The sequence below is a fragment of the Pseudomonas sp. 22082 genome (assembly GCF_052046055.1).
Taxonomy (GTDB): Bacteria; Pseudomonadota; Gammaproteobacteria; order Pseudomonadales; family Pseudomonadaceae; genus Aquipseudomonas; species Aquipseudomonas pharyngis.
Window position 1 is genome coordinate 37,363 of record NZ_JBQEQB010000016.1, and the last position, 25,651, is coordinate 63,013.

Annotated in this window: 24 protein-coding genes, 1 tRNA gene and 1 pseudogene; 19 read left to right on the top strand and 7 right to left on the bottom strand. The window is 62.1% G+C overall.

All coding sequences use genetic code 11. From position 1 onward, the window contains the following. The first annotated feature begins 1 nt into the window (after nt 1). Both pgaC and pgaD read left to right on the top strand, forming a co-directional pair. Nucleotides 2-1,357, top strand: coding sequence for a poly-beta-1,6-N-acetyl-D-glucosamine synthase (gene pgaC, locus ACTJK9_RS18770; RefSeq protein WP_236188851.1), 1,356 nt, complete (start codon nt 2-4; stop codon nt 1,355-1,357). Beyond that, the gene (gene pgaD, locus ACTJK9_RS18775) at nt 1,354-1,887 is read left to right on the top strand and encodes a poly-beta-1,6-N-acetyl-D-glucosamine biosynthesis protein PgaD (RefSeq protein ID WP_085613318.1); all 534 of its coding nucleotides are present in this window, start codon (nt 1,354-1,356) and stop codon (nt 1,885-1,887) included. Before pgaC ends, pgaD begins: the two co-directional genes overlap by 4 nt. Here the strand turns inward: pgaD and ACTJK9_RS18780 are convergent. Further along, a complete protein-coding gene (locus tag ACTJK9_RS18780; protein WP_440815377.1) occupies nt 1,880-3,409 on the bottom strand; it encodes an FAD-dependent oxidoreductase in 1,530 nt (509 codons plus the stop codon). The two genes, pgaD and ACTJK9_RS18780, sit on opposite strands and share 8 nt — an antisense overlap. A gap of 139 nt (nt 3,410-3,548) precedes the next feature. Here ACTJK9_RS18780 and ACTJK9_RS18785 point away from each other — a divergent pair, with 139 nt between their 5' ends. From ACTJK9_RS18785 to ACTJK9_RS18805, 5 genes and pseudogenes are all read left to right on the top strand, one after another. Beyond that, nucleotides 3,549-4,109 carry a YbhB/YbcL family Raf kinase inhibitor-like protein gene (locus ACTJK9_RS18785; RefSeq protein ID WP_440815380.1) on the top strand — a complete coding sequence of 187 codons (561 nt, stop codon included), beginning with the start codon at nt 3,549-3,551 and terminating at the stop codon, nt 4,107-4,109. An 89-nt stretch (nt 4,110-4,198) separates the two neighbouring features. Next, a pseudogene (locus ACTJK9_RS18790) lies at nt 4,199-5,891 on the top strand (vWA domain-containing protein). 29 nt (nt 5,892-5,920) lie between these two features. Then, on the top strand, nt 5,921-6,502 hold the full coding sequence (locus tag ACTJK9_RS18795; RefSeq protein ID WP_039773061.1) for an RNA polymerase sigma factor: 582 nt from the start codon (nt 5,921-5,923) through the stop codon (nt 6,500-6,502). Then, nucleotides 6,499-7,104 carry a hypothetical protein gene (locus ACTJK9_RS18800; RefSeq protein ID WP_440815383.1) on the top strand — a complete coding sequence of 202 codons (606 nt, stop codon included), beginning with the start codon at nt 6,499-6,501 and terminating at the stop codon, nt 7,102-7,104. Before ACTJK9_RS18795 ends, ACTJK9_RS18800 begins: the two co-directional genes overlap by 4 nt. A gap of 20 nt (nt 7,105-7,124) precedes the next feature. Beyond that, nucleotides 7,125-7,394 carry a hypothetical protein gene (locus tag ACTJK9_RS18805; RefSeq protein WP_232253888.1) on the top strand — a complete coding sequence of 90 codons (270 nt, stop codon included), beginning with the start codon at nt 7,125-7,127 and terminating at the stop codon, nt 7,392-7,394. Nucleotides 7,395-7,461: 67 nt separating this feature from the next. On the opposite strand, the gene ACTJK9_RS18810 is transcribed toward ACTJK9_RS18805, so the two are convergent. Next, nucleotides 7,462-7,538, bottom strand: a tRNA-Arg gene (locus ACTJK9_RS18810). A 442-nt stretch (nt 7,539-7,980) separates the two neighbouring features. Here ACTJK9_RS18810 and gabD point away from each other — a divergent pair. The 3 genes from gabD to ACTJK9_RS18825 all read left to right on the top strand — a co-directional run bounded on the left by gabD (nt 7,981) and on the right by ACTJK9_RS18825 (nt 12,239). Continuing rightward, nucleotides 7,981-9,423 carry an NADP-dependent succinate-semialdehyde dehydrogenase gene (gene gabD / locus ACTJK9_RS18815; protein ID WP_064592619.1) on the top strand — a complete coding sequence of 481 codons (1,443 nt, stop codon included), beginning with the start codon at nt 7,981-7,983 and terminating at the stop codon, nt 9,421-9,423. Nucleotides 9,424-9,609: 186 nt separating this feature from the next. Continuing rightward, nucleotides 9,610-10,887, top strand: coding sequence for a 4-aminobutyrate--2-oxoglutarate transaminase (gene gabT / locus ACTJK9_RS18820; protein WP_007957613.1), 1,278 nt, complete (start codon nt 9,610-9,612; stop codon nt 10,885-10,887). Nucleotides 10,888-11,027: 140 nt separating this feature from the next. Further along, nucleotides 11,028-12,239, top strand: a complete 1,212-nt coding sequence (locus tag ACTJK9_RS18825) for a response regulator (RefSeq protein WP_134334004.1) — start codon at nt 11,028-11,030, stop codon at nt 12,237-12,239. Nucleotides 12,240-12,266: 27 nt separating this feature from the next. Here the strand turns inward: ACTJK9_RS18825 and ACTJK9_RS18830 are convergent, their stop codons facing one another. Beyond that, nucleotides 12,267-13,256, bottom strand: coding sequence for a GGDEF domain-containing protein (locus ACTJK9_RS18830; protein WP_085613312.1), 990 nt, complete (start codon nt 13,254-13,256; stop codon nt 12,267-12,269). Between the two features lie 145 nt (nt 13,257-13,401). Continuing rightward, nucleotides 13,402-14,586, bottom strand: a complete 1,185-nt coding sequence (desA, locus tag ACTJK9_RS18835) for a delta-9 fatty acid desaturase DesA (RefSeq protein ID WP_115076129.1) — start codon at nt 14,584-14,586, stop codon at nt 13,402-13,404. Nucleotides 14,587-14,732: 146 nt separating this feature from the next. Here desA and dibA point away from each other — a divergent pair, with 146 nt between their 5' ends. The 6 genes from dibA to ACTJK9_RS18865 all read left to right on the top strand — a co-directional run bounded on the left by dibA (nt 14,733) and on the right by ACTJK9_RS18865 (nt 20,998). After that, nucleotides 14,733-16,652 (top strand): phosphodiesterase DibA, encoded by a 1,920-nt coding sequence (dibA, locus tag ACTJK9_RS18840; protein WP_440815390.1) that lies wholly within the window; start codon nt 14,733-14,735, stop codon nt 16,650-16,652. 190 nt (nt 16,653-16,842) lie between these two features. After that, complete coding sequence (oscA, locus tag ACTJK9_RS18845; protein WP_039772974.1) at nt 16,843-17,025, top strand: sulfur starvation response protein OscA; 183 nt, start codon at nt 16,843-16,845, stop codon at nt 17,023-17,025. Nucleotides 17,026-17,165: 140 nt separating this feature from the next. After that, the gene (locus ACTJK9_RS18850) at nt 17,166-18,179 is read left to right on the top strand and encodes a sulfate ABC transporter substrate-binding protein (protein WP_221398461.1); all 1,014 of its coding nucleotides are present in this window, start codon (nt 17,166-17,168) and stop codon (nt 18,177-18,179) included. A 121-nt stretch (nt 18,180-18,300) separates the two neighbouring features. Further along, nucleotides 18,301-19,119, top strand: coding sequence for a sulfate ABC transporter permease subunit CysT (gene cysT, locus ACTJK9_RS18855; RefSeq protein ID WP_007952818.1), 819 nt, complete (start codon nt 18,301-18,303; stop codon nt 19,117-19,119). A gap of 13 nt (nt 19,120-19,132) precedes the next feature. Further along, on the top strand, nt 19,133-20,005 hold the full coding sequence (gene cysW / locus ACTJK9_RS18860; protein WP_064361637.1) for a sulfate ABC transporter permease subunit CysW: 873 nt from the start codon (nt 19,133-19,135) through the stop codon (nt 20,003-20,005). Between the two features lie 3 nt (nt 20,006-20,008). Then, nucleotides 20,009-20,998: a sulfate/molybdate ABC transporter ATP-binding protein gene (locus tag ACTJK9_RS18865; RefSeq protein WP_064592629.1), complete on the top strand. Its 990-nt coding sequence runs from the start codon at nt 20,009-20,011 to the stop codon at nt 20,996-20,998. Between the two features lie 123 nt (nt 20,999-21,121). On the opposite strand, the gene ACTJK9_RS18870 is transcribed toward ACTJK9_RS18865, so the two are convergent. Beyond that, nucleotides 21,122-21,646 (bottom strand): Mpo1 family 2-hydroxy fatty acid dioxygenase, encoded by a 525-nt coding sequence (locus tag ACTJK9_RS18870; RefSeq protein WP_440815397.1) that lies wholly within the window; start codon nt 21,644-21,646, stop codon nt 21,122-21,124. Nucleotides 21,647-21,731: 85 nt separating this feature from the next. On the opposite strand from ACTJK9_RS18870, the gene ACTJK9_RS18875 reads away from it, so the two are divergent. Next, complete coding sequence (locus ACTJK9_RS18875) at nt 21,732-22,415, top strand: Crp/Fnr family transcriptional regulator (protein ID WP_064592639.1); 684 nt, start codon at nt 21,732-21,734, stop codon at nt 22,413-22,415. Between the two features lie 35 nt (nt 22,416-22,450). Here ACTJK9_RS18875 and uraH read toward each other — a convergent pair whose 3' ends face one another. Both uraH and ACTJK9_RS18885 read right to left on the bottom strand, forming a co-directional pair. Further along, nucleotides 22,451-22,861 carry a hydroxyisourate hydrolase gene (gene uraH / locus ACTJK9_RS18880; RefSeq protein WP_064592647.1) on the bottom strand — a complete coding sequence of 137 codons (411 nt, stop codon included), beginning with the start codon at nt 22,859-22,861 and terminating at the stop codon, nt 22,451-22,453. A 16-nt stretch (nt 22,862-22,877) separates the two neighbouring features. After that, entirely contained in the window at nt 22,878-23,360 is a 483-nt protein-coding gene (locus ACTJK9_RS18885; RefSeq protein ID WP_085611234.1) for a GlcG/HbpS family heme-binding protein, read from the bottom strand. A 136-nt stretch (nt 23,361-23,496) separates the two neighbouring features. Between ACTJK9_RS18885 and ACTJK9_RS18890 the strand changes: the two genes are divergently transcribed. Further along, nucleotides 23,497-24,177 (top strand): heavy metal response regulator transcription factor, encoded by a 681-nt coding sequence (locus ACTJK9_RS18890; protein ID WP_085611233.1) that lies wholly within the window; start codon nt 23,497-23,499, stop codon nt 24,175-24,177. Continuing rightward, a complete protein-coding gene (locus ACTJK9_RS18895) occupies nt 24,167-25,555 on the top strand; it encodes a heavy metal sensor histidine kinase (protein WP_440815401.1) in 1,389 nt (462 codons plus the stop codon). Before ACTJK9_RS18890 ends, ACTJK9_RS18895 begins: the two co-directional genes overlap by 11 nt. The last annotated feature ends 96 nt before the right edge of the window (nt 25,556-25,651 follow it).

Below are 25,651 nucleotides of genomic sequence, written 5' to 3' on the forward strand. Positions count from 1 at the left end.
CATGCTGGATAGACTGCTGGCCCTGCTTGTTCTGGCGATCGTCCTCGGCGTCCCGCTGGGGCTGATCTTCCTGGTCACCGGGCAATTCCTGATGGACTTCGTGTTCTTCTACCCGCTGTTCATGTCCGGGTTGTGGATTTCCGGTGGCCTGTATTTCTGGCTGCACTGGGAACGGCACTGGCCGTGGAAGGACGACACTCTGCCGCCACCGCTGGAAGGCGAACCGCTGATTTCGATCCTGATCCCTTGCTACAACGAGGGCGACAACGCCGCCGACACCATCCACGCGGCGCTGGCGCAGCATTACCCGAACATCGAAGTCATCGCGATCAATGACGGCTCCAAGGACAACACCGCCGAAGTGCTGGATGCGCTGGCCAAGGAAGACCCACGGCTGCGGGTGCTGCACCTGGCGGAAAACCAGGGCAAGGCCGTGGCCCTGCGCATGGGCGCCATCGCGGCGCGCAGCGAATATCTGGTGTGCATCGACGGTGATGCGCTGCTGGCGCCGAACACCGCCGCTTACCTCGTCGCGCCGATGCTCGACAACGCACGACTGGGTGCGGTGACCGGCAACCCACGAATCCGCACGCGTTCGACTCTGGTCGGGCGGGTTCAGGTCGGCGAGTTCTCGTCGATCATCGGGCTGATCAAGCGCACTCAGCGGGTGTTCGGGCGGATCTTCACCGTGTCGGGGGTGATCGTCGCGTTCCGCCGTACGGCGCTGAACCGGGTTGGCTACTGGAGCCCGGACATGATCACCGAAGACATCGACATCAGCTGGAAGCTGCAACTGGATCACTGGAGCATCTTCTACGAGCCCCGTGCCCTGTGCTGGATCCTGATGCCGGAAACCCTGCGCGGTCTGTGGAAACAGCGTCTGCGCTGGGCCCAGGGCGGCGCCGAAGTGCTGTTCAAGAACATTCGCGGGATCTGGCAGTACCGTCACCGTTACCTGTGGCCGCTGCTGTTCGAATACTGCCTGTCGACCGGTTGGGCGTTCACCTTCCTGTTGTCGGTGATCTTCTGGGCCGTCGGCAAGTTCGTGGTCATGCCGGAAGCCATTGCCGTCGATCACCTCATGCCGCCGGCGTTTACCGGTCTGCTGCTGGCGTTTGTCTGCCTGGTGCAGTTCGCGGTCAGCATCATCATTGACCGGCGTTACGAGCCGGGCCTGGGCAAGACCATGTTCTGGGTGGTCTGGTATCCGATCGCGTTCTGGTTCGTCAGCCTGCTGACCACGCTGGTCAGTTTCCCCAAAGTACTGTTCGGCCAACACCAGAAGCGTGCGCGCTGGGTCAGTCCCGACCGGGGTATCAAGCCGCTCGGGGACGATGAAGAGGAGGTAATCAAATGAAAATCATCCGGACCCGCCAACGGCCGTTTCTGGTGGTGGTCGATGCGTTCTTCACCGTGCTGGCCTGGATCGGTCTGCTGTATCTGCTGGCGCGCGGTTTATGGCCGCTGATCGAGACCCACGAAGGCGGCCCGCGCATCGACAACTCGGCATTCGAAGCCCTCGGCACCTTGCAGATTTACCTGTGGGTGGCGCTGGTCAACGCGGTGATCCTGATCGGCTGGGCGCGCTATCAGCAACGCAAGAGCCGAAGCTTCGCCCAGCGCCGCCTGCCGTCGCCGGTGGTCGACGATGAGGGGCTGAGCCGCAGCTTCAAACTGTGCGACGAGCGCTTTCAGAAACTGCGCGGGCCGGGCGTGATGACCATCCACAACGATCAGGACGGCGATGTCAGTCATGTGGTGCCGCATCTGTGGCCGGTCCAGCCGGAAGAACTGCCGCCACCGCTGGCGCCACTCGAGCATCCTCGGGTGATTTTTCTGCACGCCGAGGACGACGACAACCGCGAGCCGCTGAACCGGATCACCTGACGGCGCGAATCAGTCGCCAGGCTTCCTCCATCGGCAGCGGTTGCTTCATGCGTTCGGCCAACAGTGCCATCGCTCGTTCCTCTTCGCAGGCGACCGCCGCCACTACCACGCCCTTGCAACCGAACAGCCCGATAAATGGCGGCTGTTTGGGTTCGCCTATAAATTCGATCGCATCCCACGTCTCGGCGTGACCGAGATAGTCGTAGTTGCGGCCGAAATGCCAGGTCCAGAAATACGGCACGTCGAGGTAATGCTCATCGCCACCGAGCAGGTTGGCGGCGGCGATCCGCGCGTGCTGCTGGGCCAGGCGCCAGTGTTCGATACGTTGAGGTTTGCCGTTCAACGGGAAGGTGGCGATATCGCCAATCGCCCACAGGCCGTCAGCCACGCGCAGGCTGGCATCGACCAACAGTGATTGATCGTCCTCGCGCGGCAGATCGCCGAAGGCTTCGGTGGCCGGATGTACGCCGATTCCCGCCAACACCAGATCCGCCGACAGGCGCAGGCCGTTATCGAGCAACACCGCCTCGACCTTGCCGTCGCCGGTGATCTCCCTGGCTTCGTGATCGGTGATGAATTTCACGCCGTTTTCTTCGTGCAGCGCCCGGATCGCCTTGCCGACGGCTTCACCGAATTGCGCCGCGAAGGGAATCTCGTGACGCGCCAGCACCGTCACCTCGAGCCCGTGCTGGCGCAGGGCCGAGGCGCATTCGAGCGCAATGAAACTGTCACCGATGATCACCGCGCGCTGGCCCGGCTGGGCGGCGTCCATGATGGATTGCGCCTGGGCTTTGCAGCGCAGGACAAACACCTGGGGCAGGTCGGCGCCGGGTAACTCCAATGCGTTGGGCGTCGCGCCGGTGGCCAGCACCGCCGCGCTGTAATGCAGTGTGCGGTCATCGCTCAGGTGAAGGGTTTTGGCTTCGGCATCAAGCCCGGTGACCTCGCCTGAAACCCGGTTGATGTGCTGTTCGCGGTAAAAGTCTTCATCGCGCAGGGGCGGGGTTTCCGGCGCCGGCATTTCCCCGGACAGCACGAATTTGCTCAGCACCGTGCGGTCGTAGCCGGCGTCCGGCTCGCGGTCGATCAGCACGATTCGCCCGCCGAAGCCTTTTTCCCGCAGGGCGGCGGCGCAGGCCGTTCCCCCGGCACCGGCGCCGACGATGACAAAGGTGCGCGGGTCGTCCTGCGGCGGGGTGTGCGGATCCGGCAGCGGCTGGTCATCGACCCACACCTCGTCGCCGCGCAGTTCCAGCGGATAACGCTTGAGGCTGTCCAGCGCCGGTGGCTCGCACAACGCGCCATCTTCGGCACGAAAAGCTGCCTTGTGCCACGGGCAGATCAGCCGGCCGTGGCACAACGCACCTTCCGCCAACGGCGCGCCGGCGTGCGGGCATTCCCCCTGAAAGGCGCGCAACTGGCCGGCGGCGCGCAGCAGGACGATCTTGCAGTCGCCGATCTGCACCTCCAGCCCACGGTCTTCAGGCACATCGGCGAAACGGGCGACACGGTGCAGGGTCATGGTCGTGCTCCTCACAGGCATTTCTCTTACGAGTTTGGGGCGCATTGCGAGGTTCAGCCATTTCCCACTGCCACGGCACGAACGGTACGGCTATAGTTTGCAGGCCGACGAAGGCCCAACTGCACAAGGTGCTCCCGGAATGACCCGATTGACCTCTCTCAACCCTTGGCTGGCGGCCGTTGCCGTCGCCCTTTGCGTGCAGTTTCCGGCGCAGGCCCAGGAGCGTTTCACCCTCAGCATTCCCGGCGTGTCGGATAACCGCCTGTTCACCTCGGCGGCGGCCAGCGATGCGGCCGGTTGCGGCGGCAAGAACCAGTCGCCGGCCCTGAGCTGGAATGCCGGCCCGGCCGGAACCCTGAGCTACGCCATCGTCATGCACGATCCGGACGGCCAGAAAGGCGCGGGTGTCGATCACTGGATTCACTACGGCATCAAGGCCACGACCCGGCAGGTTGCGGCCGGCGTTGGCGCCAAATCGGCCCTTGAAGGCGTCGGTGGCACCAACAGCAAAGGCACCACCAGCTACGTCGGCCCGTGCCCACCGGTGGGCGACAGCGCGCACCACTACATCATCCAGATCTACGCCCTGGATCTGGCCCCGGACGCCTTGCCCGCCGGCCTGACCCGCGCCCAGCTGATGGAAAAAATCAAAGGCCACGTGCTGCGCAACAGCAGTGCGGTGCGGCGTTATCACCGCTGAAAAAAATTTTTGGCGAGGTTTAACCCGAACGCAAAGGGCTGCCCGTCTCAGGGGATGAATGGATCAATTCTTCCCCGAGGTCAGCCCCCATGTCCCTTCCTTCCACGCTTCTACGCCCCCTTGCTGCCAGTGTGTTGCTGGTGGTTGCCGGTTGCGGCGTTTCCTCCAGCCCGGAAACCATCGTCGCGCCGCCTCCGGCGCAGACCGAACTGAAATCTTCCGTGCAGCCTGAAGCGGTCATGGCCGACAGCGCGATGGCCAAGCGCAGTGTACGGGCGGCGCCGATCGCCAGTTTTGCACCGCTGCCGGCCGCTGAAAGTTATCCACAGGGCTATCGTGACGAACAGCGCGAGCAGTACGCCAAGCTGGCCGACAACCCGATCCACAGCGTCGCCGAAACCCCGGTCTCGACCTTCAGTGCCGACGTCGACACCGGCGCCTATGCCAACGTGCGGCGACTGCTCAATCAGGGTCGACTGCCGCCGGAAGGCGCGGTGCGCCTGGAAGAGATGGTCAATTACTTTCCCTACGACTACGCGCTGCCGAGCGATGGCTCGCCCTTCGGCGTGACCACCGAACTCGCCGCCTCACCGTGGAACCCGCACACCCGCTTGCTGCGCATCGGCATCAAGGCCTCCGACCGCGCGGTGGCGGAACTGGCCCCGGCGAACCTGGTGTTTCTGGTGGATGTCTCCGGCTCAATGGACCGCCCCGAAGGCTTGCCGCGGGTCAAAAGCACCCTGAAGTTGCTGGTCGATCAATTGCGCGAGCAGGATCGGGTGTCGCTGGTGGTGTACGCCGGTGAATCCAGAGTGGTGCTGGAGCCGACTTCCGGACGGGAAAAAGCGAAAATTCGCACAGCCATCGAGCAATTGACCGCCGGCGGCTCGACTGCGGGCGCTTCAGGCATCGAGCTGGCTTACCAGATGGCGCAGCAGGCGTTCATCCCCAACGGCATCAACCGCATCCTGTTGGCCACCGACGGTGACTTCAATGTCGGCATCAGCGACTTCGACAGCCTGAAACAAATGGCTGTGGATAAACGCAAGACCGGCATATCCCTGACCACCCTGGGTTTCGGTGTGGATAACTACAATGAACACCTGATGGAGCAACTGGCTGATGCCGGTGATGGCAACTACGCCTACATCGACAACCTGCGCGAAGCGCGCAAGGTGCTGGTGGATCGAACTCGGTTCGACCCTCGCCGTGGTGGCGAAAAACGTCAAGTTGCAGGTCGAGTTCAACCCGGCGCAGGTCAGCGAATACCGCCTGCTCGGTTACGAGAACCGCGCGTTGAAGCGTGAGGATTTCAGCAATGACAAGGTCGATGCCGGTGAAATCGGTGCAGGCCATACGGTGACGGCGTTGTATGAAATCGTCCCGACAGGCGAGAAGGGCTGGCTGGAGCCGCTGCGTTACGGAAAAACCGATGCAGTGGTTTCCGAGAAGAAAGGAGAATTGGCCATGCTGCGCGTGCGATATCAAAAGCCTGAGGGTGGGAAAAGTCTGCTGATCGAGCGGCCGATTGCCAGTCAGGTTGTATCGGCCAGTGAGGACCTGCGTTTCGCTGCCGCGGTCGCTGCGTTTTCCCAGCAACTCAAGGACGGCCGCTACACCGGCGAATTCAGCCTCAAGGACACCGAAGCCCTGGCCCGAGGTGCACGCGGCGATGACCGCTTCGGCCTGCGCAACGAGTTCGTGCAACTGGTGGAACTGGCGCAGAGCCTGCGTACGTCCACGGCCTCCAACGCAATGTCCACCGAGCGACGGATTGAATAGTGAGCCGCCTCAAAGGCTTCATCACCCAGCTGTTTGCTTCTGCAGACAGCCTTGAGGCCAGCAGCGACGAATCGCTGCTGGCCCGTTATCGCGAGGGTGACGGCAAGGCGTTCGAGATCCTGTACGCCCGTCATCGGCAGAGTCTTTACCGGTTTCTGCTCGGTTTGAGCGGCAAACCGGAACTGGCCGACGAGGTTTTCCAGGAGACCTGGCTGAGCCTGATCCGCAGTGCCAGTCAGCCACAGGGCAGGGCGACCTTTCGTACATGGTTGTTCCAGATTGCCCGCAATCGCCTGATCGACCACTGGCGCAAACACGGCGCCCGGCAACCGCTGCATGACAGCTACGACGAGCAATTCCACGCCGTCAGCGACGACGCCTCCGATCCCGAACAATTGCTCAACCTCAGCCGCGACAGCCAGCGCCTGGAGAGCGCCCTGCAATCCTTGCCCGCCGACCAGCGCGAAGTGTTCCTGCTACGCGCCCATGGCGACCTCGACCTGGCGCAAATCGCCAGCCTCACCGAAACACCGCTGGAAACCGTCAAGAGCCGCTTGCGCTACGCCCAGCAAAAACTGCGTCGGCTGCTGGCCGAGGAGGTACTGACATGACGGACGCCCGCCCGACACCCGAAGAGCAAGTGCTCAAGCATGTGCGCGAACAGCACAACGCCGAGCCGCCGGCACATCTCGATGCGCTGATCCTCAACGCCGCCCGCCGTGAAACCCCGGTACCGCGGCAAAGCCTGTGGCAGCGCTGGCTCAAGGCCTGCCAGAAGCCGCGCTACCAAGTGGCTTTTGCCAGTCTGGTCGGCATCGCGCTGATGCTGTCGCTGGTGCAGCGTGCGCCGGAACCCGTGGCTCAATACGATTTCGCCCCCGCCGCGAAACCGGCTGCGCCAGTGGTCCGTCATCAAGAGGCCCGATCGCTGTCGGCTCCCGCCGGCGCACTTTCCGCGCCAGCTCCCGCGCCGATGGCGGAAATGGCCGCGCCGATGCAGAGCGAATCGATCAGCGCCGACACAGCGGAGGAAGCCAAGGTCAGCAAGCGCGCCGCCGCCCCGGTCAACGGTCTCGACGCGCAGTTGCGCGAAGTTCTGCGCCTGCGCGAGTCCGGCCAGTCGCAAGCGGCCGACACCCTGTTCAACAACCTGCACAAGCGCTACCCGAACGTGAATCTCGACCTGCGACTGGAAAAAATCCGCAAGAACTGACCGTATCAGCCATCCGCCATTTGGCATTGACCCGCAAAAACGCGCACTATCGGGTCATTGCCGATGCGCTGGAGGATGCCGTGGCCCAAAAAATCGACCGCATCGCCCAAATGCTCAACTGCCCGGTCAAGGGTGAGGAACTGCGGCGGGCAGTGACAGAGAGTCGCAAGGAGTTTCTTCTGGCCAAACAGGCCGAAGAGGATCTGGAGGACGACGTTCTCGATGATGACTTGATCGAGGACGAAGAAGACGATGATGAATATGACGAGTTTGACTGGACGACGGAGTGAGTCGCCAGCCAGCAGGTACAAAAAAGCCCCGGACCATCACAGTCCGGGGCTTTCTCGTTTAAATCAATGGCGCACCAGGCGGGATTCGAACCCACGACCCCTGCCTTCGGAGGGCAGTACTCTATCCAGCTGAGCTACTGGTGCAGCGGGCGACATCATACCTAGGTCGGCTCGGGGCGTCCATGCCGGGTTTTGGCGCTTATTGTCAGTGCGCGTGTCGGTCGAAACCCCTGCATTCCATAAAGCTGTAACGTCCTGCAAAAGGCTCGCTTGGCGCTTTGGGGAGGCTGTTCTATGGTTTCCCTGCGATCGGGGCTGTTGGTACGTTGATCTGAAATGTTCAGCAATTGCGGCGTTTTTGTTCTTTTTTTCGAACGCCCTATTGTCCTTCAACCCCTTTGAACCTAGGATTCGTTTGAGATTTCAAACGCTCCTGATCCAGGTGCTGAGCCGCACGCGTTTCGAGTCGTGCGCTATTCATGTGCCAGCCCGGTGAATGATTTCCCTGACGGCAGCCTTGCGAGGCGCCTTTCTACAATCATAATTTTGCTCCGCGCCTTGCGCGGTGCTGTTAAGGAAAGCCGACATGCAGCTTAAAGACACCCAGTTGTTCCGCCAGCAAGCCTTCATCGATGGCGCATGGGTCGACGCGGACAACGGTCAGACGATCAAGGTCAACAACCCGGCCACTGGCGAGATTCTGGGCACCGTGCCGAAAATGGGCGCTGCCGAAACCCGCCGCGCCATCGAAGCCGCCGACAAGGCGCTTCCGGCCTGGCGTGCACTGACCGCCAAGGAGCGTGCAGGCAAACTGCGTCGCTGGTTCGAACTGATGATCGAGCACCAGGACGACCTCGCTCGCCTGATGACCCTCGAGCAAGGCAAACCGCTGGCCGAAGCCAAGGGCGAAATCGTTTACGCCGCTTCGTTCATCGAGTGGTTCGCCGAAGAAGCCAAGCGCATTTACGGCGACGTGATTCCGGGCCACCAGCCGGACAAGCGCCTGATCGTGATCAAACAACCGATCGGCGTGACCGCTGCCATCACCCCGTGGAACTTCCCGGCGGCGATGATCACTCGTAAGGCAGGTCCTGCGCTGGCCGCCGGTTGCACCATGGTGCTCAAGCCGGCTTCGCAAACGCCGTTCTCCGCATTCGCTCTGGCCGAACTGGCCCAGCGCGCCGGCATCCCTAAAGGTGTGTTCAGCGTGGTCTCCGGCAGCGCCGGCGATATCGGCAGCGAGCTGACCAGCAACCCGATCGTGCGCAAACTGTCCTTCACCGGTTCGACCGAAATCGGTCGTCAGCTGATGTCGGAATGCGCCAAGGACATCAAGAAAGTCTCCCTGGAACTGGGCGGCAACGCGCCGTTCATCGTGTTCGACGACGCGGACCTGGATAAGGCCGTCGAAGGCGCGATCATTTCCAAGTACCGCAACAACGGCCAGACCTGCGTCTGCGCCAACCGTCTGTACATTCAGGATTCGGTCTACGACGCGTTCGCCGAGAAGCTGAAAGTGGCAGTCGCCAAGCTGAAGATCGGCAACGGTCTGGAAGAAGGCACCACCACCGGCCCGCTGATCGACGAGAAAGCCGTGGCCAAGGTGCAAGAGCACATTGCTGACGCGGTGAGCAAAGGCGCGACCGTTCTGGCCGGTGGCAAGCCGATGGAAGGCAACTTCTTCGAGCCGACCATCCTGACCAACGTGCCGAAAGACGCGGCGGTGGCCAAGGAAGAAACCTTCGGTCCGCTGGCGCCGCTGTTCCGCTTCAAAGACGAAGCCGAAGTGATCGCGATGTCGAACGACACCGAGTTCGGTCTGGCCTCGTACTTCTACGCTCGCGACCTGGGCCGTGTGTTCCGTGTGGCTGAAGCCCTGGAATACGGCATGGTCGGCGTCAACACCGGGCTGATCTCCAACGAAGTCGCGCCGTTCGGCGGCATCAAGGCCTCGGGCCTGGGTCGTGAAGGCTCCAAGTACGGCATCGAAGATTACCTGGAAATCAAATACCTCTGCCTGGGCATCTAAGCCTCGGTAGAAGATCGCTGTAAACGCAAAGGGCACGAGAGCGCTGTCCCTTTGCGTCGTTTCAAACCGGAATTTTCTCTGCGGCCGGGAACGCCGTGGCAGTCGATCATCGCATGCTGCCACCGCCGATTTCTCCCGCTTTATCCTTGAACCACGCCGCCCGATGAGCGGCGAATGAGGACTGTAATGAGCAAGACTAACGCTGAACTGATGGCCCGTCGTACCGCAGCTGTTCCACGTGGTGTTGGCCAGATTCACCCGATCTTCGCCGAGTCCGCGAAGAACGCGACAGTGACCGACGTTGAAGGTCGTGAATTCATCGACTTCGCCGGCGGTATCGCCGTACTGAACACCGGCCACGTGCACCCGAAAATCATCGCCGCCGTGACCGAGCAGCTGAACAAGCTGACCCACACCTGCTTCCAGGTGCTGGCCTACGAGCCGTACGTCGAGCTGTGCGAGAAAATCAACGCTCGCGTACCGGGCGACTTCGCCAAGAAAACCCTGCTGGTGACCACCGGTTCCGAAGCCGTTGAAAACGCCGTCAAGATCGCCCGTGCCGCCACTGGCCGCGCTGGCGTGATCGCCTTCACCGGCGCTTACCACGGTCGCACCATGATGACCCTGGGCCTGACCGGTAAAGTCGTGCCTTACTCGGCCGGCATGGGCCTGATGCCAGGCGGCATCTTCCGCGCGCTGTACCCGAACGAACTGCACGGCGTGAGCATCGACGACTCGATCGCTTCCATCGAGCGCATCTTCAAGAACGACGCCGAGCCGAAAGACATCGCCGCGATCATCATCGAGCCTGTGCAGGGTGAAGGTGGTTTCTACGTCGCACCGAAAGAGTTCATGAAGCGTCTGCGTGCCCTGTGCGACCAGCACGGCATCCTGCTGATCGCTGACGAAGTGCAGACCGGCGCTGGCCGTACCGGCACCTTCTTCGCCATGGAACAGATGGGCGTTGCTGCCGATCTGACCACCTTCGCCAAGTCCATCGCTGGCGGCTTCCCGCTGGCCGGTGTCTGCGGCAAGGCCGAATACATGGACGCCATCGCGCCAGGTGGCCTGGGCGGCACCTACGCCGGTAGCCCGATCGCTTGCGCCGCGGCCCTGGCCGTGATGGAAGTGTTCGAAGAAGAAAAACTGCTGGACCGCTGCAAGGCTGTCGGCGAGCGTCTGGTTACCGGCCTGAAAGCCATCCAGGCCAAGTACCCGGTGATCGGCGAAGTCCGTGCCCTGGGGGCCATGATCGCGGTCGAGCTGTTCGAAAACGGCGACAGCCACAAGCCAAACCCGACCGCCGTCGCGGCTGTCGTGGCCAAGGCGCGTGACAAGGGCCTGATCCTGCTGTCCTGCGGCACCTACGGCAACGTGCTGCGCGTCCTGGTACCGCTGACCTCGCCGGACGAGCAACTGGACAAAGGCCTGGCGATCATCGAAGAGTGCTTCTCGGAGCTGTAATCGCAGCACCGTGTGATCGGATCGACAAAAAACCCGCTTCGGCGGGTTTTTTCATGCCGGGAGAAACACCTGTGCGGTTTTCAGGTTGTACCGAAACGCCAGCATTGGCTAAGGTTCAAGCATTGCAAGGGAGGGCGAGCATGACGGCCGTTGATTTACCCGCTGTACCGAGAGTCCTGATTGCCGAGGCCGACCCGTGGTCTCGTGACCTGCTCAAACAAGTGTTGCTGAATGTGCGCTGCGATGCGCGGCTGGATCTGTGCGCCGATGGCCAGGAGGCAATGACGCTGCTCAGCGAAGTGCCCTATGACCTGGCGATCGTCGACTGGGAGTTGCCCGGCGTCGATGGCTTGAACGTATTGCGCAGCGTGCGCCAGCGCAGACGCAATCCGCCGCTGCCGTTCATTCTGATGAGCAGCCGCAACGACAGCGCCAGCGTGCGCGAAGCCTTGCCGCTGGCGCCGACCGCTTATCTTGCCAAACCCCTGAACATGGAAAGCCTGACCGAGCGTTTGCAGGGACTGCTGCTGAACGCCGGCGAAGAAGTGTTCTGCCAAGTACCGGCGCTGGCGCCGGGCATGACATTGTCGGTGTTCCTCGAACGCCGCCGCGAGCAGGCCGACGGCGCGCCACTGATGACCGACGTGCAGGTGGCGGTCAAGCGCAGCCTCAATCCCAACGGCCTGGATCTGAAGCTGCTGGAAGAGGAAATTCGCACCGACCCGCAGATCACCGCCGTGTTGATCGCCGCCGCCAACAGCGCCGCCCAGCACCACGGTGCGCCAGTGCAGACCCTGGCCCAGGCGCTGCATCGTCTGGGCACCGGGCAAAGCATGAACCTGATCCTTGGTTTGGCACTCAAGCGCAGCGCCCGGCTCAGCGACCCGTGTCTGGCCGACTACGCCGAGCGCTATTGGGGCCTGTCGCTGCACACCGCCGAGTACGCCCGCACGCTGGCGCGGTTGCTCGATCTGGATCAGGAGCGCTGCTATTGCGCCGGGATGCTCCATCGCCTCGGTGATCTGGCGTTGCTGCGTTGTCTGCAGGAGTGGAAGCAGGCTGGCGGCGAACTGGATGAGCTGGAGGAAGTCGGCGATGCGCTGGCGGAATTCGGTGCGGCCTATGGTTCGGCGTTGCGTACTCGCTGGCGCCTGCCGCTGGAGTTGCGCGAGCTGATTGCCTCGGTCTACCAGCTCGGTGGCGGGGTATATTCCCGCGAGGCACTGGTGATGAACATGGCGGCGCAGATGGCCCGGCTGACCGAGCATGAAGGCGTCGAGGAACTGGCGAAGAGCCGCACGGCGCGGTTGCTCAAGATCGGCTTGCCGGAGCTGATGCGGATGCGCAAATAGCGGGTTGATTGCGCATCCGCTCTTGAATCAGGCGGAAATGATCCGGTTCTTGCCCTGGCGCTTGGCCTCGTACATCGCCGCGTCTGCGCGGGCGAACAGGGTGTCGAGGCTTTCATCTTCCGGGGTGAGGCTGGTCAGGCCCTGGCTGACGGTGATACCGAACGTCTGTTCACCATGGTTGAAACTCAGCCGCTGGATTTCCCGTTGCAGCCGTTCGGCCACCTGCATCGCCATGTCCGGCGCACAGCCTGGAAAAACCGCAGCAAACTCTTCACCGCCAATCCGCCCGAACAGGTCGCCCCGGCGTAACGAGGCACGACCGCATTCGGCAATCCGTTGCAGCACGTTGTCGCCCTCCGGGTGGCCGTAGGTGTCGTTGATCACTTTGAAGTCATCGATGTCCAGCAGCAGGAACGCCATTTGCGCGCCTTGCAGGCGGGCTTGTTCAAATTCACGGTGGGCACATTCGAAGAAGTGCCGGCGATTGCTGCTCTGGGTCAGTACGTCGGTGGTGGCCAAGCGTTGCAGCTCGGTTTCCATTTGCTTCTTGTCGGTGATGTCTTCGGCGAAGCCGACGATGATCACCGGTTGCCCCGGTTCGTCCTGACGATTGATGAAGCACTTGTCGCTGACCCAGCGAACCTGGCCGTCGGCGGCGATGATCCGGTATTCGCGGTCTTCCACGGCGCCTTTGTGCAGCACTTCGGCGAGGCTGCGTTCGGCGTATTCCAGATCATCCGGGTAGATGCTGTCGCGCCACTGGTTGTAGTCGGCCAGCAACAGGCCGGCGGAACGACCGAAGATCCGCTCGTAAGCGGGGCTGACGTACAACACCTGACGGGTTTCCCAGTTGAAGGCCCAAAGCACGGCGTTGACGCTGACCAGCAGCGAACTGAACAGCTGCTCGCGTTCGCTGAGCCGAGCGACTTCGCCCTGGGCGTGCATCAATGCCATCAGGGTTTGCGCGGCCTCGGGCCACTGGGGAGGGGATGAGTCTTTTTGATTGTTGTTGACCATCGACACGAATCTCAAAGGGCGTGCCGATCAATCGACAACGGCCACGGGAAAACCCGCCGGGGGTGGCGAAGTGTCTTTGAGATAGGGGATCGACGGTGAAGTTCCGAAGGGTGCGCCCGGGAACCGGGCGCACCGATCAACGGCATCAGACGGCGGCAGGGCGCAGCGAGTAGGTTTTCAACTGGTCGGCGAATTCACGCAGGGACTGGATGCCACTGGCCTCGGCCTCGTGTACCCATTCCTTGATGGCGGCGAGCATGTCGTGGCCATTTGCGCTGGTCTTGACCCAGATCTGCTGCAGGGCCAGACGTTTCTCGTAGATTACCTTCAGCGCCTGGCTGTGCTCGAGCATGTTCTGGATGCGCGCGTGATGGCGATCTTCCAGCAGGCTGGTTTCCCGCGAGAGCAGGCGTTTGGCCCGGTGGAACTGGTGGCGTACCGAATGATCGACCTTGGCCAGTTCCTGCTTGACCAGCGGCCCGATCACCAGCTTGCGGTACTGGGCCATGATCTGGAAGCGGTTGTTGAGGATCGCCATGGCGGTGTCCATGTCCAGGCTGCCCTTGCCTTCGACGCGGTGGGCGATCGGCGCGACCCGCTGCACTTTGGCCAGACGCAGGAAGCTGAAGACCTGGATCCACGCCCAGCCGAGGTCGAACTCCCACTTCTTGACCGACAGCTTGGCCGAATTGGGGTAGGTGTGATGGTTGTTGTGCAGTTCTTCGCCGCCGATCAGGATGCCCCACGGCACCAGATTGGTCGCCGCGTCGCGGCATTCGAAGTTGCGGTAGCCGACGGCATGGCCCAGACCGTTGACCACACCGGCCGCCCAGACCGGGATCCACATCATCTGGATCGCCCAGATGGTGATGCCGATGGTGCCGAACAGCAGCAGGTCGACGACGGCCATGATCGCCACGCCCAGCAGCCGGTAGCGGCTGTAGAGGTTGCGCTCGATCCAGTCTTCGGGGCAGTTCTTGCCGTAGATGCGCAGGGTTTCCGGGTTCTGCGCTTCTTCGCGGTACAGCTCGGCACCTTTGCGCAGGACGGTGGACAGACCCTTGACGACCGGGCTGTGCGGGTCGTCTTCGGTTTCGCATTTGGCGTGGTGTTTGCGGTGGATGGCGGTCCACTCGCGGGTGTTCTGCGCCGTGGTCAGCCACAGCCAGAAACGGAAGAAATGCTTCAGGCCGGCATTCAGCTCCAGGGAGCGATGGGCCGAGTAGCGGTGCAAGTAGACCGTGACGGCAACGATCGTCACGTGGGTCATCACCAGGGTGACGGCGACCAGCGACCAGGCCGACAAGCCAAGAAAACCTTCGTACCACATAGGCTATAGGGCCCTCGATAAAGAAAAAACAGCCGTTGCATTATCACCAAGCACACAGATAAAACCAGTCGCCCTTTCAGATAAGAGATGGCTGGATGTTTCTTGACCTATAATCCCGACATTTTTGTAGGGACATGGACGGCCGAATGTCTGCCACTTACCGCGATGCCTTGCGTGCAGCGCTGCTTTACCTGGTCCTTGCCGTGGTCTGGCTGCAAGGTACTGGTTATTTATTGAACAGTTTCTTCGATAGCTCTGACGAGTTGCTGCGCTGGCAACTGATCAACGGCTACCTGTTCGTGGCGCTCAGCGCCGGGTTGATCTTCCTGGCCCGGGCGCGGCTGTTCGAATGCCTGGGCATCGGCGCCCGATTGCGTGAACGCCAGGCAGATCGCGAACGCCTGCGTCAGGCCGCTGCGGTTTTCGATTGCACCCGCGAAGGCGTGCTGGTCACGGACCGGCAGGGGCTGATCGTGCACGTCAACCGCGCGTTCATGGAAATCACCGGTTATCAGCGCGATGAAGTCATCGGCCAGCAGCCCAGCCTGTTCAAGTCCGGGCACCATCCGCCGGGGTTCTACCAGGCGATGTTCGCTTCTTTACAGGCGCGGGACGAATGGAGCGGCGAGGTCTGGAACCGGCGCAAGAGCGGTGAAATCTACCCGCAATGGCAGACGATCCGGGTCATTCGTGACGATGACAACCGGCTCAGCCATTACGTCGCGGTGTTTTCCGACATCAGCGCGATCAAGGATTCCGAGCACGAACTCAAGCACCTGGCCCACCACGATCCGCTGACCGACCTGCCCAACCGCCTGCTGTTCAGCGACCGCGCCGAACAGGCGCTGGCGTCGGCGCAGACCCACAAGCGCGGCTGCGCGCTGCTGATGATCGATCTGGACCATTTCAAACTGATCAACGACAGCCTCGGCCACACCATCGGTGACCGTTTGCTCAAGGCCGTCGCCGCGCGTTTGCAGGGGTTGTTCGGGCCGGGCATCACCCTGGCGCGGCTGGGCGGCGATGAATTCGCGGTTCTGCTGGAAAGTTGTCCACAGCCGGCACAGGCGGCAGCGCTGGCTCAGCGTATTCTCGATGCGCTCAAGGAGCCGTTCTGCCTCGACGGCCATGAACTGTTCATCAACGCCAGCCTCGGCATCAGCCTGTTTCCCAGCGATGCACTGAGCGCCGAACAGCTGTTGCGCAACGCCGATGCGGCGCTGTTCAAGGCCAAGAGCAGCGGCCGCAATGGCTACGCGCTGTACACCGAAGAGCTCACGGCTCACGCCCAGCAGCGGGTCGAAATCGCCTTCGAGTTGCGCCGCGCGCTGGAGCAGCAGGAACTGCGGGTCTACTACCAACCGGTGCACGACCTGCAAACCAGTCGCCTGATCGGCGTCGAGGCGCTGGTGCGCTGGGAGCATCCGCAGCGGGGCCTGGTGTCGCCGGCGGAGTTCATCCCGATTGCCGAGCGCACCGGGCTGATCTCGGAGATCGACGCCTGGGTCATGCAGCAGGCCTGCCGGCAGATGTGCCAATGGCAGCAGGCCGGGGTGGTGCTGTCGTTCGTTGCGGTGAACGTGTCCTCGCGGTTATTCGCTCGCCGCGAGTTGTATCAGCAGGTGGCGCAGGTGCTGCACGAGACCGGCCTGGATCCGGCCTATCTTGAGCTGGAAGTCACCGAAAGCGCGGTGATGGACGATCCGGAAGTCGCGCTGGAACAGATGCATCGTTTGCGCGAGCTGGGCATTCGTCTGGCCATCGATGATTTTGGCACCGGTTATTCGTCGTTGCTGCGGCTCAAGCGCCTGCCGGTGCAGAAGCTCAAGATCGATCAGGGTTTCGTCGCCGGCCTGCCGTGGGACGAGGACGATGCGGCGATCGTCCGGGTGATCATCGCCCTGGCCCGCAGCATGGGCATGCAGGTGCATGCCGAGGGCATCGAGCAGGTGGAACAGGCCGCGTTCCTGCTGGAGCAGGCCTGTGATCTGGGGCAGGGCTACTGGTTTGGGCGACCGGTTCCGGAAGCGCAAATCGACTGGAACCGGGCGCCCTTGATCGGTTGATGACGGCGTACGGCGGGTTTGCCTGCGGGCAAATCCGCCGCAAACCCTTGCTGCATCACATAATGTTTTCCAGTTATATAAACATTCTTAAATAGTCTTTTTAAGAATATCCGCGCCTCTCTTATATTGCTCCCACGCCGAACGCAGTGCCGCCCACTGCCAGGCATATCCCATACAAAGGAGCAGCACCATGAGCGCATCCCTGCGTAGCGTTGACGGTCAGGACGAAAGCACCATCCTGCGTGAAATCCAGAGCGCCTTGCGCGACCTGCGTTTCGGCGCGGTGGAAATCACTGTGCATAACGCCCAGGTGGTCCAGATCGAACGCAAAGAGAAATTCCGCTTGCAGCAACCGGGCAACAAACCGAGCTGAATCCAGAAAAGATTCCAGCCTGCGCCCGCTCTTGCCGGGGATCAATGCAAGAGTGGGCGCAGGCGGTGATCTTTACAGGCAACCCGATTTTCGCAATCCATAAGAAAAAGCCACCACCAAGAATTCCAGGAGCTTTCACCATGTCGTCGATTCGCCGTTACGCTTTGGCCGCCCTGGCCAGTACTGTGTTTGCCGGTTCCGCGGTTGCCAAGGATTACGAACTGCTCAACGTGTCGTATGACCCGACGCGCGAGCTGTATCAGGATTACAACGCCGAGTTCGTGAAGTATTGGCAGTCGGAGCACGCCGGCGACACCGTGAAAATCCAGCAATCCCACGGCGGTTCGGGCAAGCAGGGCCGTGCGGTGATCGACGGTCTGCGCGCCGACGTCGTGACCCTGGCCCTGGCCGGCGACATCGATGAAATCGCCAAGCTCGGCAAGACCCTGCCGGCCGACTGGCAGAAGCGTCTGCCGGACGCCAGCACTCCTTACACCTCGACCATCGTGTTCCTGGTGCGCAAGGGCAACCCGAAAGGCATCAAGGACTGGGGCGATCTGATCAAGAATGACGTCTCGGTGATCACCCCGAACCCGAAAACCTCCGGCGGTGCACGCTGGAACTTCCTCGCGGCGTGGGCCTACGGCCTGAAAGCCAACGGCGGCAACGAAGCGAAAGCCAAGGAATACGTACAAACCCTGTTCAAACACGTACCGGTTCTGGACACCGGCGCCCGTGGCTCGACCATCACCTTCGTCAACAACGGTCAGGGTGACGTGTTGCTGGCCTGGGAAAACGAAGCCTTCCTGGCGCTGAAAGAAGACGGCGGCAAGGACAAGTTCGACATCGTCGTGCCTTCGCTGTCGATCCTCGCCGAACCACCAGTGGCTGTGGTCGACAAGAACGCCGAGAAGAAGGGCAACGAGCAGATCGCCGAAGCCTACCTCAAGCACCTGTACAGCCCGGCCGGTCAGGAAATCGCGGCGAAGAACTTCTATCGCCCGCGTGACAAGGACGTGGCTGCCAAGTACGCCCAGCAGTTCCCGAAACTGGAGCTGGTGACCATCGACAAGGACTTCGGCGGCTGGAAAACCGCGCAGCCGAAATTCTTCAACGACGGAGGCGTGTTCGACCAGATCTATCAGGCGCAGTAATCTCAAATGAAACGAGCCTGATGCTCAGGCACGAAACCATGTGGGAGCGGGCTNTGAATGATAGGGCCCATTCGCGAGCAAGCCCGCTCCCACATTGATGCGTTTTTAACCAAGGACTTTTATGTCGCGTCGTATCTCCCCCGTCATACCCGGCTTCGGGCTGACGCTGGGCTACACCTTGGTGTACCTCAGCCTGATTGTGCTTATCCCGCTGGCGGCGATGTTCGTCCACGCCGCCCAACTCACCTGGGATCAGTTCTGGACGATCATCTCCGCGCCCCGCGTTCTCGCCGCATTGAAGCTGAGCTTCGGCACCGCACTGTGCGCCGCGATCATCAACGGCATCATCGGCACGTTGCTGGCGTGGGTGCTGGTGCGCTACACGTTCCCGGGACGCAAGGTGATCGACGCGATGATCGATCTGCCGTTCGCCCTGCCGACCGCGGTGGCCGGTATTGCGCTGACGGCGCTGTACACGCCGACCGGGCTGGTCGGGCAGTTCGCCGCCGACCTCGGTTTCAAGATCGCCTACACCCCGCTCGGGATCACCCTGGCGCTGACCTTCGTGACCCTGCCGTTCGTGGTGCGCACGGTGCAGCCGGTGCTGGCCGACATCCCCCGTGAAGTCGAAGAAGCGGCCGCGTGCCTCGGTGCCAAACCGTTGCAGGTGTTCCGCCACATTCTGCTGCCGGCGCTGTTGCCGGCCTGGCTGACCGGTTTCGCCCTGGCGTTCGCCCGGGGCGTCGGCGAGTACGGTTCGGTGATATTCATCGCCGGCAACATGCCGATGAAAACCGAGATCCTGCCGCTGCTGATCATGGTCAAGCTCGACCAGTACGATTACACCGGCGCTACCTCCATCGGCGTGTTGATGCTGGTGGTTTCCTTCGTCCTGTTGCTGCTGATCAACTTGCTGCAGCGGCGCATCGAAACCCCATAAGGAGGCGCGAACCATGTCCCAATCGTCTATTGCGGCCGCTTCCTCGGCCAACGCCGCCCGCCGTGGCAGCGCCACTTCGCGCAGAATCCTGATCGGCCTCGGCTGGCTGATTTTCTTCCTGTTTCTGCTGCTGCCGCTGTTCATCGTGGTGTCGCAGGGATTGAAGAACGGTCTCGGCGCGTTCTTCACGGCGATCTTTGAACCGGATGCCTTGTCGGCGCTGAAACTCACCGTGATCGCGGTGCTGATTTCGGTGCCGCTGAACCTGGTGTTCGGTGTCAGCGCTGCGTGGTGCGTGAGCAAATACTCGTTCCGTGGCAAGAGCATGCTGGTGACGCTGATCGACCTGCCGTTCTCGGTGTCGCCGGTGATCGCGGGTCTGGTCTACGTGTTGATGTTCGGTGCCCAGGGCCTGTTCGGGCCGTGGCTGCAGGATCACGACATCCAGATCGTCTTCGCCCTGCCGGGCATCGTGCTGGCGACGATCTTCGTCACCGTGCCGTTCGTGGCCCGTGAGCTGATCCCGCTGATGCAGGAACAAGGCACTCAGGAAGAGGAAGCCGCGCGCCTGCTCGGCGCCAATGGCTGGCAGATGTTCTGGCACGTGACCGTCCCCAACATCAAATGGGGCCTGATCTATGGCGTGGTGCTGTGTACCGCGCGGGCCATGGGTGAGTTCGGTGCGGTGTCGGTGGTCTCCGGGCACATTCGCGGGGTGACCAACACCTTGCCGCTGCACGTCGAGATCCTCTACAACGAATACAACCACGTGGCCGCGTTCGCTGTGGCGAGCCTGTTGCTGATCCTGGCGCTCTTCATCCTGCTGCTCAAGCAGTGGAGCGAAAACCGTATCAACCGCCTGCGCGCCAGCGCCGCGGAGGAATAATTCATGTCGATCGAAGTGCGTAACGTCAGCAAGAATTTCAATGCGTTCAAGGCGCTGGACAACATCAGCCTGGACATCCACAGCGGTGAACTGGTGGCGCTGCTCGGCCCGTCCGGCTGCGGCAAGACCACCCTGCTGCGCATCATTGCCGGTCTGGAAACCCCGGATAACGGCAACATCGTGTTCCACGGCGAAGATGTGTCCGGTCACGACGTACGGGATCGCAACGTCGGTTTCGTGTTCCAGCACTACGCCCTGTTCCGCCACATGACGGTGTTCGACAACGTCGCGTTCGGCCTGCGCATGAAACCAAAAAACCAGCGCCCGAACGAAAGCCAGATCGCGACCAAGGTTCACGAGCTGCTGAACATGGTGCAATTGGACTGGCTTTCGGATCGTTATCCGGAGCAACTGTCCGGCGGCCAGCGTCAGCGTATCGCGCTGGCCCGCGCCCTGGCGGTAGAGCCGAAAGTGCTGCTGCTCGATGAGCCGTTCGGCGCCCTCGATGCCAAGGTGCGTAAAGAGCTGCGCCGCTGGCTGGCGCGCCTGCACGAAGACATCAACCTGACGTCGGTGTTCGTGACCCACGACCAGGAAGAGGCGATGGAAGTGGCCGACCGCATCGTGGTGATGAACAAGGGTGTGATCGAGCAGATCGGCTCACCGGGCGACGTCTACGAAAACCCGGCCAGCGATTTCGTCTATCACTTCCTCGGCGATTCGAACCGTCTGCATCTGGGCGATGACAATCACGTGCTGTTCCGCCCGCACGAAGTGTCGCTGTCGCGGCATGAGCTGGAGGATCACCACGCCGCTGAAGTCCGCGATATCCGGCCGCTGGGCGCGACCACGCGGGTGACGTTGAAGGTTGAGGGGCAGGCTGATCTGATCGAGGCGGAAGTGGTGAAAGACCACGACAGCCTGACCGGGTTGGCCAAGGGGGAGACGTTGTTCTTCAAGCCGAAGGTCTGGCAGAAAGTCGCCAGCCTTTGATCTCGCTCGTTCCCACGCTCTGCGTGGGAACACCGCTATGGACGCGGAGCGTCCACTATGACGCGGAGCGTCACGGGATGCATTCCCACGCAGAGCGTGGGAACGAGCGAGCCGGGCAGTGGTTCAGACGGCCGCACGATTCGGATTGACCCGCACCACACCCGCCCGCGCCTCGATCTGCTCTTTCAGTTCATGCCGCATCCCGAGCAGGAACGCCAGTTCGGCCACCACAAACAGCGGCCCGACAATCAACCCGCTCACGTCATCGACAAACGCCGGTTTGCGCCCTTCATAGTGGTGCCCGACAAACTGGATCACCCAGCCAATCACAAACATCGCCAGACCGCTGCTGAGCCAGACCATGGTGCTCTGCTGCGCCAATACATGCCCGGCCCAGACCGACAACCCCATCAACACGGTCATCAACACCCCGAGCTTCAGTTCCAGGCGCAGGTAAAACCACGCCGAAGCAAGGGCGGCAATCACCGCCGGGGAAATCCACAAACTGCCCACCGACCATTCCGGCCGCGACAACAGCACGGCCACCGCCACCACAATCAGCGGAATCCCGATAAAGTGGCTGGCGATGTTGCGCGGGTCACGGTGGTAAGCGGCGTATTGACTCAAATGATCGACGAGGCTTTTCATTGTTGTTCCTCCTGTAGGGTGATCGAATCATGCCCCGGGTTCACGGCTCGCTCTGTCAGGCAGGCGACAATCTTTCGGAGAACGCATGGATAAGGTCTGGCGCGAGCGCCTGCTGACCGGGCAATGGTTCAGTCATCTGCCCTCGTCCTTTCAGGATAGTCTGCTGGCGGCGGCCCGGGAGCGGCGGCTGACGACGGGGCAGCGGCTGTTCCAGCGCGGCGATGCGCCGTGCGGGCTGTACGCGGTGCTCGACGGCGCGGTACGCATCGGCGCGGTCAGCGAGCAGGGCAAGGAGGCGTTGCTGAGTCTGGTGGAGGCGCCGCACTGGTTCGGCGAAATCTGCCTGTTCGACGGCCAGCCGCGCACCCACGATGCCTACGCGGTCGGGCCCTGCACGCTGCTGAACATTCCCCAGGCCACACTGCTGCAACTGCTCGATGAGCGCCCCGTCTACTGGCGACATCTGGCGTTGTTGATGAGCCACAAACTGCGCCTGACCTTCATCAACCTCGAACAGTTGAGCCTGCTGCCGGCCCCGGCACGTCTGGCTCATCGTTTGCTGATGATCGCCGAGGGCTATGGCGAACTGGACCCGCCGCGCCGCGTGCTGCAACTGCCTCAGGAGCAGTTGGCGTCGATGCTGTCGCTGTCGCGGCAGACCACCAACCAGATCCTCAAGGAGTTGCAGGGGCAGGGGATTATCGGCTTGAGTTATGGCGAGATCGAAATCCTCGACGCTGTGCGATTGCGCGCGCTGGCGACCCTCTGAAGAACACGGGTTTCCCTGTGGGAGCGATGTTGTTTTTACGAACCGCGATACGTCGAGAAGCCATAAGGGCTGAGCAGCAACGGAATGTGATAGTGCTGGTCCGTCTGCTTCACTTTAAAGATCACCGGAATCTCCGGAAAAAACGTCTCGTGCTTCGCCTTCTCGAAGTACTCGCCAGTCTTGAACACCACCCGATACTCACCGGCCTCGAACGGCTTGTTCGCCGGGAACAGTTCGGCGATCCGTCCCTGTTCATTGGTGGTGCCCTGCGCCAGCGGCTGCCAGTCCTGGCCGACATGACGTTCCAGCGTCACGTTGATACCCGGTGACGGCAGGCCGTTTTCCAGATTGAGTACGTGTACGCTCAGCGGGTTGCCGGCGGCCAGCGCCAGGCTCGAAAAGGCGCTCAATCCAAGCGCGGTGAAAGTCATGCGCAGTGGGGTCATGGTGATGCTCCTCGGTTCAAGTACGGTTGATGGACAGGCCGACGATTTCGGCGGCCTTGATTGCGCAGGTTTCGTCCTGTTCGCCACCGCCGGAACCGGCCACGCCCATGGCGCCGACCAGTTCTTTCCCGGCAAACAAAGGGATGCCACCGCCGAGCAACAGCAACTCATCGAGGGTGTTGAGGTTGGCGGTTTCCGGGTTGTTGCGGGCGCGCTCGGCAAACAATCGGGTCGGGGTTTTCGTCGATAGCGCGGTGTAGGCCTTGCGTTGGCTGGCGGCGGTGTTGTGCGGGCCGACACCGTCGCCGCGCAGGGTCACCAGCAGGTTGCCGCCACGGTCGAGCACCGATACCGTGCCGGTGCAGTTTTCCAGTGCCGCGTCGGCCAGCAGCCGTGCGGTTTTCAGATCGAGGTCGGCGTGATGGGGCAGCTCAGGCGCGGCGATTGCGGCGGTGCCGAAGCTGATTGCCAGGCTGGCGATCAAGTATTTAGCGGTCATGGGCAGGCTCCTGAAGCGAAGGCCACCACCTTATCCGCCGGTCCCCGTCGAAACCTCGTCAGTCGGATTACAAGTTTGTAATGGGCAACACGGTCGAAGGAGCCTAGCCTGTGTCTCTGATCAATCGAGGTGTGCCATGCGTTTGCTGGTCGTAGAAGATGAAGCCAAAACCGCGAACTTCATCGCCAAAGGGCTGGGAGAGTCGGGTTTTGCCGTGGACGTGGCGCTGAATGGCCTCGACGGTCGCTACTTTATTGAGCAGCAGGCATATGACCTGATCATCCTCGACGTGATGCTGCCGGGCCTCAACGGGTGGCAACTGCTGCAGCTGATTCGCCAGCGCGGCGCCACGCCGGTGCTATTCCTGACGGCGAAGGACGCCATCGAAGACCGCGTGCGCGGCCTCGAACTGGGGGCCGATGACTATTTGCTCAAGCCGTTCGCCTTCGCCGAATTGCTGGCGCGGGTGCGCACGTTGTTGCGGCGCGGCCCCCTGCGTGAAGCCGAGTCGTACAACATCGCCGATCTGGAAATCGACGTGCTGCGCCGCCGGGTCAGCCGTGGCGGCCAGCGCATCGCCCTGACCAACAAGGAATTCGCCCTGCTGCATCTGCTCGCCAGCCGTCAGGGTGAAGTGCTGTCGCGCACGCTGATCGCCTCGCAGGTGTGGAACCTGAATTTCGACAGCGACACCAACATGGTCGAAGTCGCGGTGCGTCGACTGCGTTCGAAAGTCGATGATCCGTACATGCCGAAACTGATCCACACCGTGCGCGGGGTCGGCTATCAACTCGAAGCGCCCGACGATGCGCGCTAGATCCATCGCCTGGCGCCTGGCCCTGGCGTTCGCCGCCGTCTGTGCGCTGGTACTCAGCGCTATTGGCGTGTTCCTGTATCGCTCGCTGGCCTCGGAAATCGCCTGGCGCGACGACATGGCGTTACTCGGTCGCCTGGAACAGGTGCGCGCGCTGCTCGCCGACAGCGACAGCCTCGACGCCCTGCAGGCGCGGCCACGGCTGTACCAGAACATGCTGGGCAACCTCGACAGTCTGCTGCTGGTGCAACGCGCGGACGGCTCGAATGTGATCACGATCAACCCTCGCCAGCGCGCACTGCCGCCCGTGCAGGCCATCCCCCGGGATCAACCGCCGCAACGCCGCGATGTGCTGACCTGGCAGGCGGCGGACGGTGTCGAGCTGGCCCTGTTGTCAGGTCAGGCCCAAGGGCCGAACGGTGAAGCGCTGACCGTGATCGCCGGCAAGATTCTGAGCGAGCGCGAGCAGATGCTCGGCAGCTATCGCCTGCGCTTGTATCTGGCCGTCAGCCTTGGCGCTTTGCTTGCCTTCACCTTGGGCCTGGTGCTGTTGCGCCGAGGTTTGCGGCCTCTGCGCAAGCTGAGTGAAGCACTGCGCGGCATCGACCTGCGCAGCCTCGACCAACGCGTTCCCACCGCCGGCACGCCAGCGGAATTGCTGGAACCGGTGCACGCGCTGAACGGCATGCTCGGGCGGCTGGACGACGGCTTCCAGCGCCTCTCACAGTTTTCCGCCGACCTCGCCCACGAAATCCGTACGCCCCTGCACACCTTGCTCGCCAGCAATGGTCAGGCACTGAATCACCCGCGTAGCAGCACCGAGTATCAGGAAGTGCTGGCGTCGAACATGGAAGAATTCGAACGGCTCAAGCGCATGGCCGAGAACCTGATGTTTCTCGCTCGCGCAGAGCAGGCTGAACGCGCGCTCGATCTGCGCACGCTGGAGCTGCACCAAATCGGCGAAGAGTTGTACGACTACTTCGAAGCCCTGGCCGATGACCGGGAAATCCGTCTGGAAAACACGTTCAGCGGAGAATTGCTGGCGGATCAGCAACTGCTGCAACGCGCCTTGGGCAACCTGTTGGCCAACGCCGTGCGCCATGCCGATGCCGGTTCGGTCATCAGCCTGCGCCGACGCGATGAGCCAGGCCTGTGCTGGCTGCAAGTGCACAACCTCGGCCCGGTGATCGCGGATGAGCATCTGGGCAAACTGTTCGACCGCTTCTACCGCGTCGACCCATCCCGCGCGGAGCCGGGAGACTCCGGCGGATTGGGACTGGCGATTGTGCAGTCGATCATGCAGTTGCATGGGGGGCGGGTGCGGGTGAGTAGTGATGCAACGGGTACGGTTTTTGAGCTTGGATTTGTAACCCGTCGCTAATCGACCCGCACATGCCGTTTTATATGAGCTAGACTTGCCCTGAATTGGCATCGAATACGATGCATATACTTTTAATTACGCTTTATTGCACTGCAT

Excerpts from the sequence above, each read along its gene's own strand:
- ACTJK9_RS18890 (WP_085611233.1), top strand. The coding sequence starts at position 23,497 with ATGCGTTTGCTGGTCGTAGAAGATGAAGCCAAAACCGCGAACTTCATC.
- gabT (WP_007957613.1), top strand. The coding sequence starts at position 9,610 with ATGAGCAAGACTAACGCTGAACTGATGGCCCGTCGTACCGCAGCTGTT.
- dibA (WP_440815390.1), top strand. The coding sequence starts at position 14,733 with ATGTCTGCCACTTACCGCGATGCCTTGCGTGCAGCGCTGCTTTACCTG.
- ACTJK9_RS18875 (WP_064592639.1), top strand. The coding sequence starts at position 21,732 with ATGGATAAGGTCTGGCGCGAGCGCCTGCTGACCGGGCAATGGTTCAGT.
- ACTJK9_RS18865 (WP_064592629.1), top strand. The coding sequence starts at position 20,009 with ATGTCGATCGAAGTGCGTAACGTCAGCAAGAATTTCAATGCGTTCAAG.
- uraH (WP_064592647.1), bottom strand. The coding sequence starts at position 22,861 with ATGACCCCACTGCGCATGACTTTCACCGCGCTTGGATTGAGCGCCTTT.
- ACTJK9_RS18800 (WP_440815383.1), top strand. The coding sequence starts at position 6,499 with ATGACGGACGCCCGCCCGACACCCGAAGAGCAAGTGCTCAAGCATGTG.
- ACTJK9_RS18780 (WP_440815377.1), bottom strand. The coding sequence starts at position 3,409 with ATGACCCTGCACCGTGTCGCCCGTTTCGCCGATGTGCCTGAAGACCGT.
- ACTJK9_RS18830 (WP_085613312.1), bottom strand. The coding sequence starts at position 13,256 with ATGGTCAACAACAATCAAAAAGACTCATCCCCTCCCCAGTGGCCCGAG.
- ACTJK9_RS18785 (WP_440815380.1), top strand. The coding sequence starts at position 3,549 with ATGACCCGATTGACCTCTCTCAACCCTTGGCTGGCGGCCGTTGCCGTC.
- cysT (WP_007952818.1), top strand. The coding sequence starts at position 18,301 with ATGTCGCGTCGTATCTCCCCCGTCATACCCGGCTTCGGGCTGACGCTG.
- cysW (WP_064361637.1), top strand. The coding sequence starts at position 19,133 with ATGTCCCAATCGTCTATTGCGGCCGCTTCCTCGGCCAACGCCGCCCGC.
- pgaC (WP_236188851.1), top strand. The coding sequence starts at position 2 with ATGCTGGATAGACTGCTGGCCCTGCTTGTTCTGGCGATCGTCCTCGGC.
- ACTJK9_RS18825 (WP_134334004.1), top strand. The coding sequence starts at position 11,028 with ATGACGGCCGTTGATTTACCCGCTGTACCGAGAGTCCTGATTGCCGAG.
- gabD (WP_064592619.1), top strand. The coding sequence starts at position 7,981 with ATGCAGCTTAAAGACACCCAGTTGTTCCGCCAGCAAGCCTTCATCGAT.
- ACTJK9_RS18870 (WP_440815397.1), bottom strand. The coding sequence starts at position 21,646 with ATGAAAAGCCTCGTCGATCATTTGAGTCAATACGCCGCTTACCACCGT.
- ACTJK9_RS18885 (WP_085611234.1), bottom strand. The coding sequence starts at position 23,360 with ATGACCGCTAAATACTTGATCGCCAGCCTGGCAATCAGCTTCGGCACC.
- pgaD (WP_085613318.1), top strand. The coding sequence starts at position 1,354 with ATGAAAATCATCCGGACCCGCCAACGGCCGTTTCTGGTGGTGGTCGAT.
- desA (WP_115076129.1), bottom strand. The coding sequence starts at position 14,586 with ATGTGGTACGAAGGTTTTCTTGGCTTGTCGGCCTGGTCGCTGGTCGCC.
- ACTJK9_RS18850 (WP_221398461.1), top strand. The coding sequence starts at position 17,166 with ATGTCGTCGATTCGCCGTTACGCTTTGGCCGCCCTGGCCAGTACTGTG.
- ACTJK9_RS18895 (WP_440815401.1), top strand. The coding sequence starts at position 24,167 with ATGCGCGCTAGATCCATCGCCTGGCGCCTGGCCCTGGCGTTCGCCGCC.
- oscA (WP_039772974.1), top strand. The coding sequence starts at position 16,843 with ATGAGCGCATCCCTGCGTAGCGTTGACGGTCAGGACGAAAGCACCATC.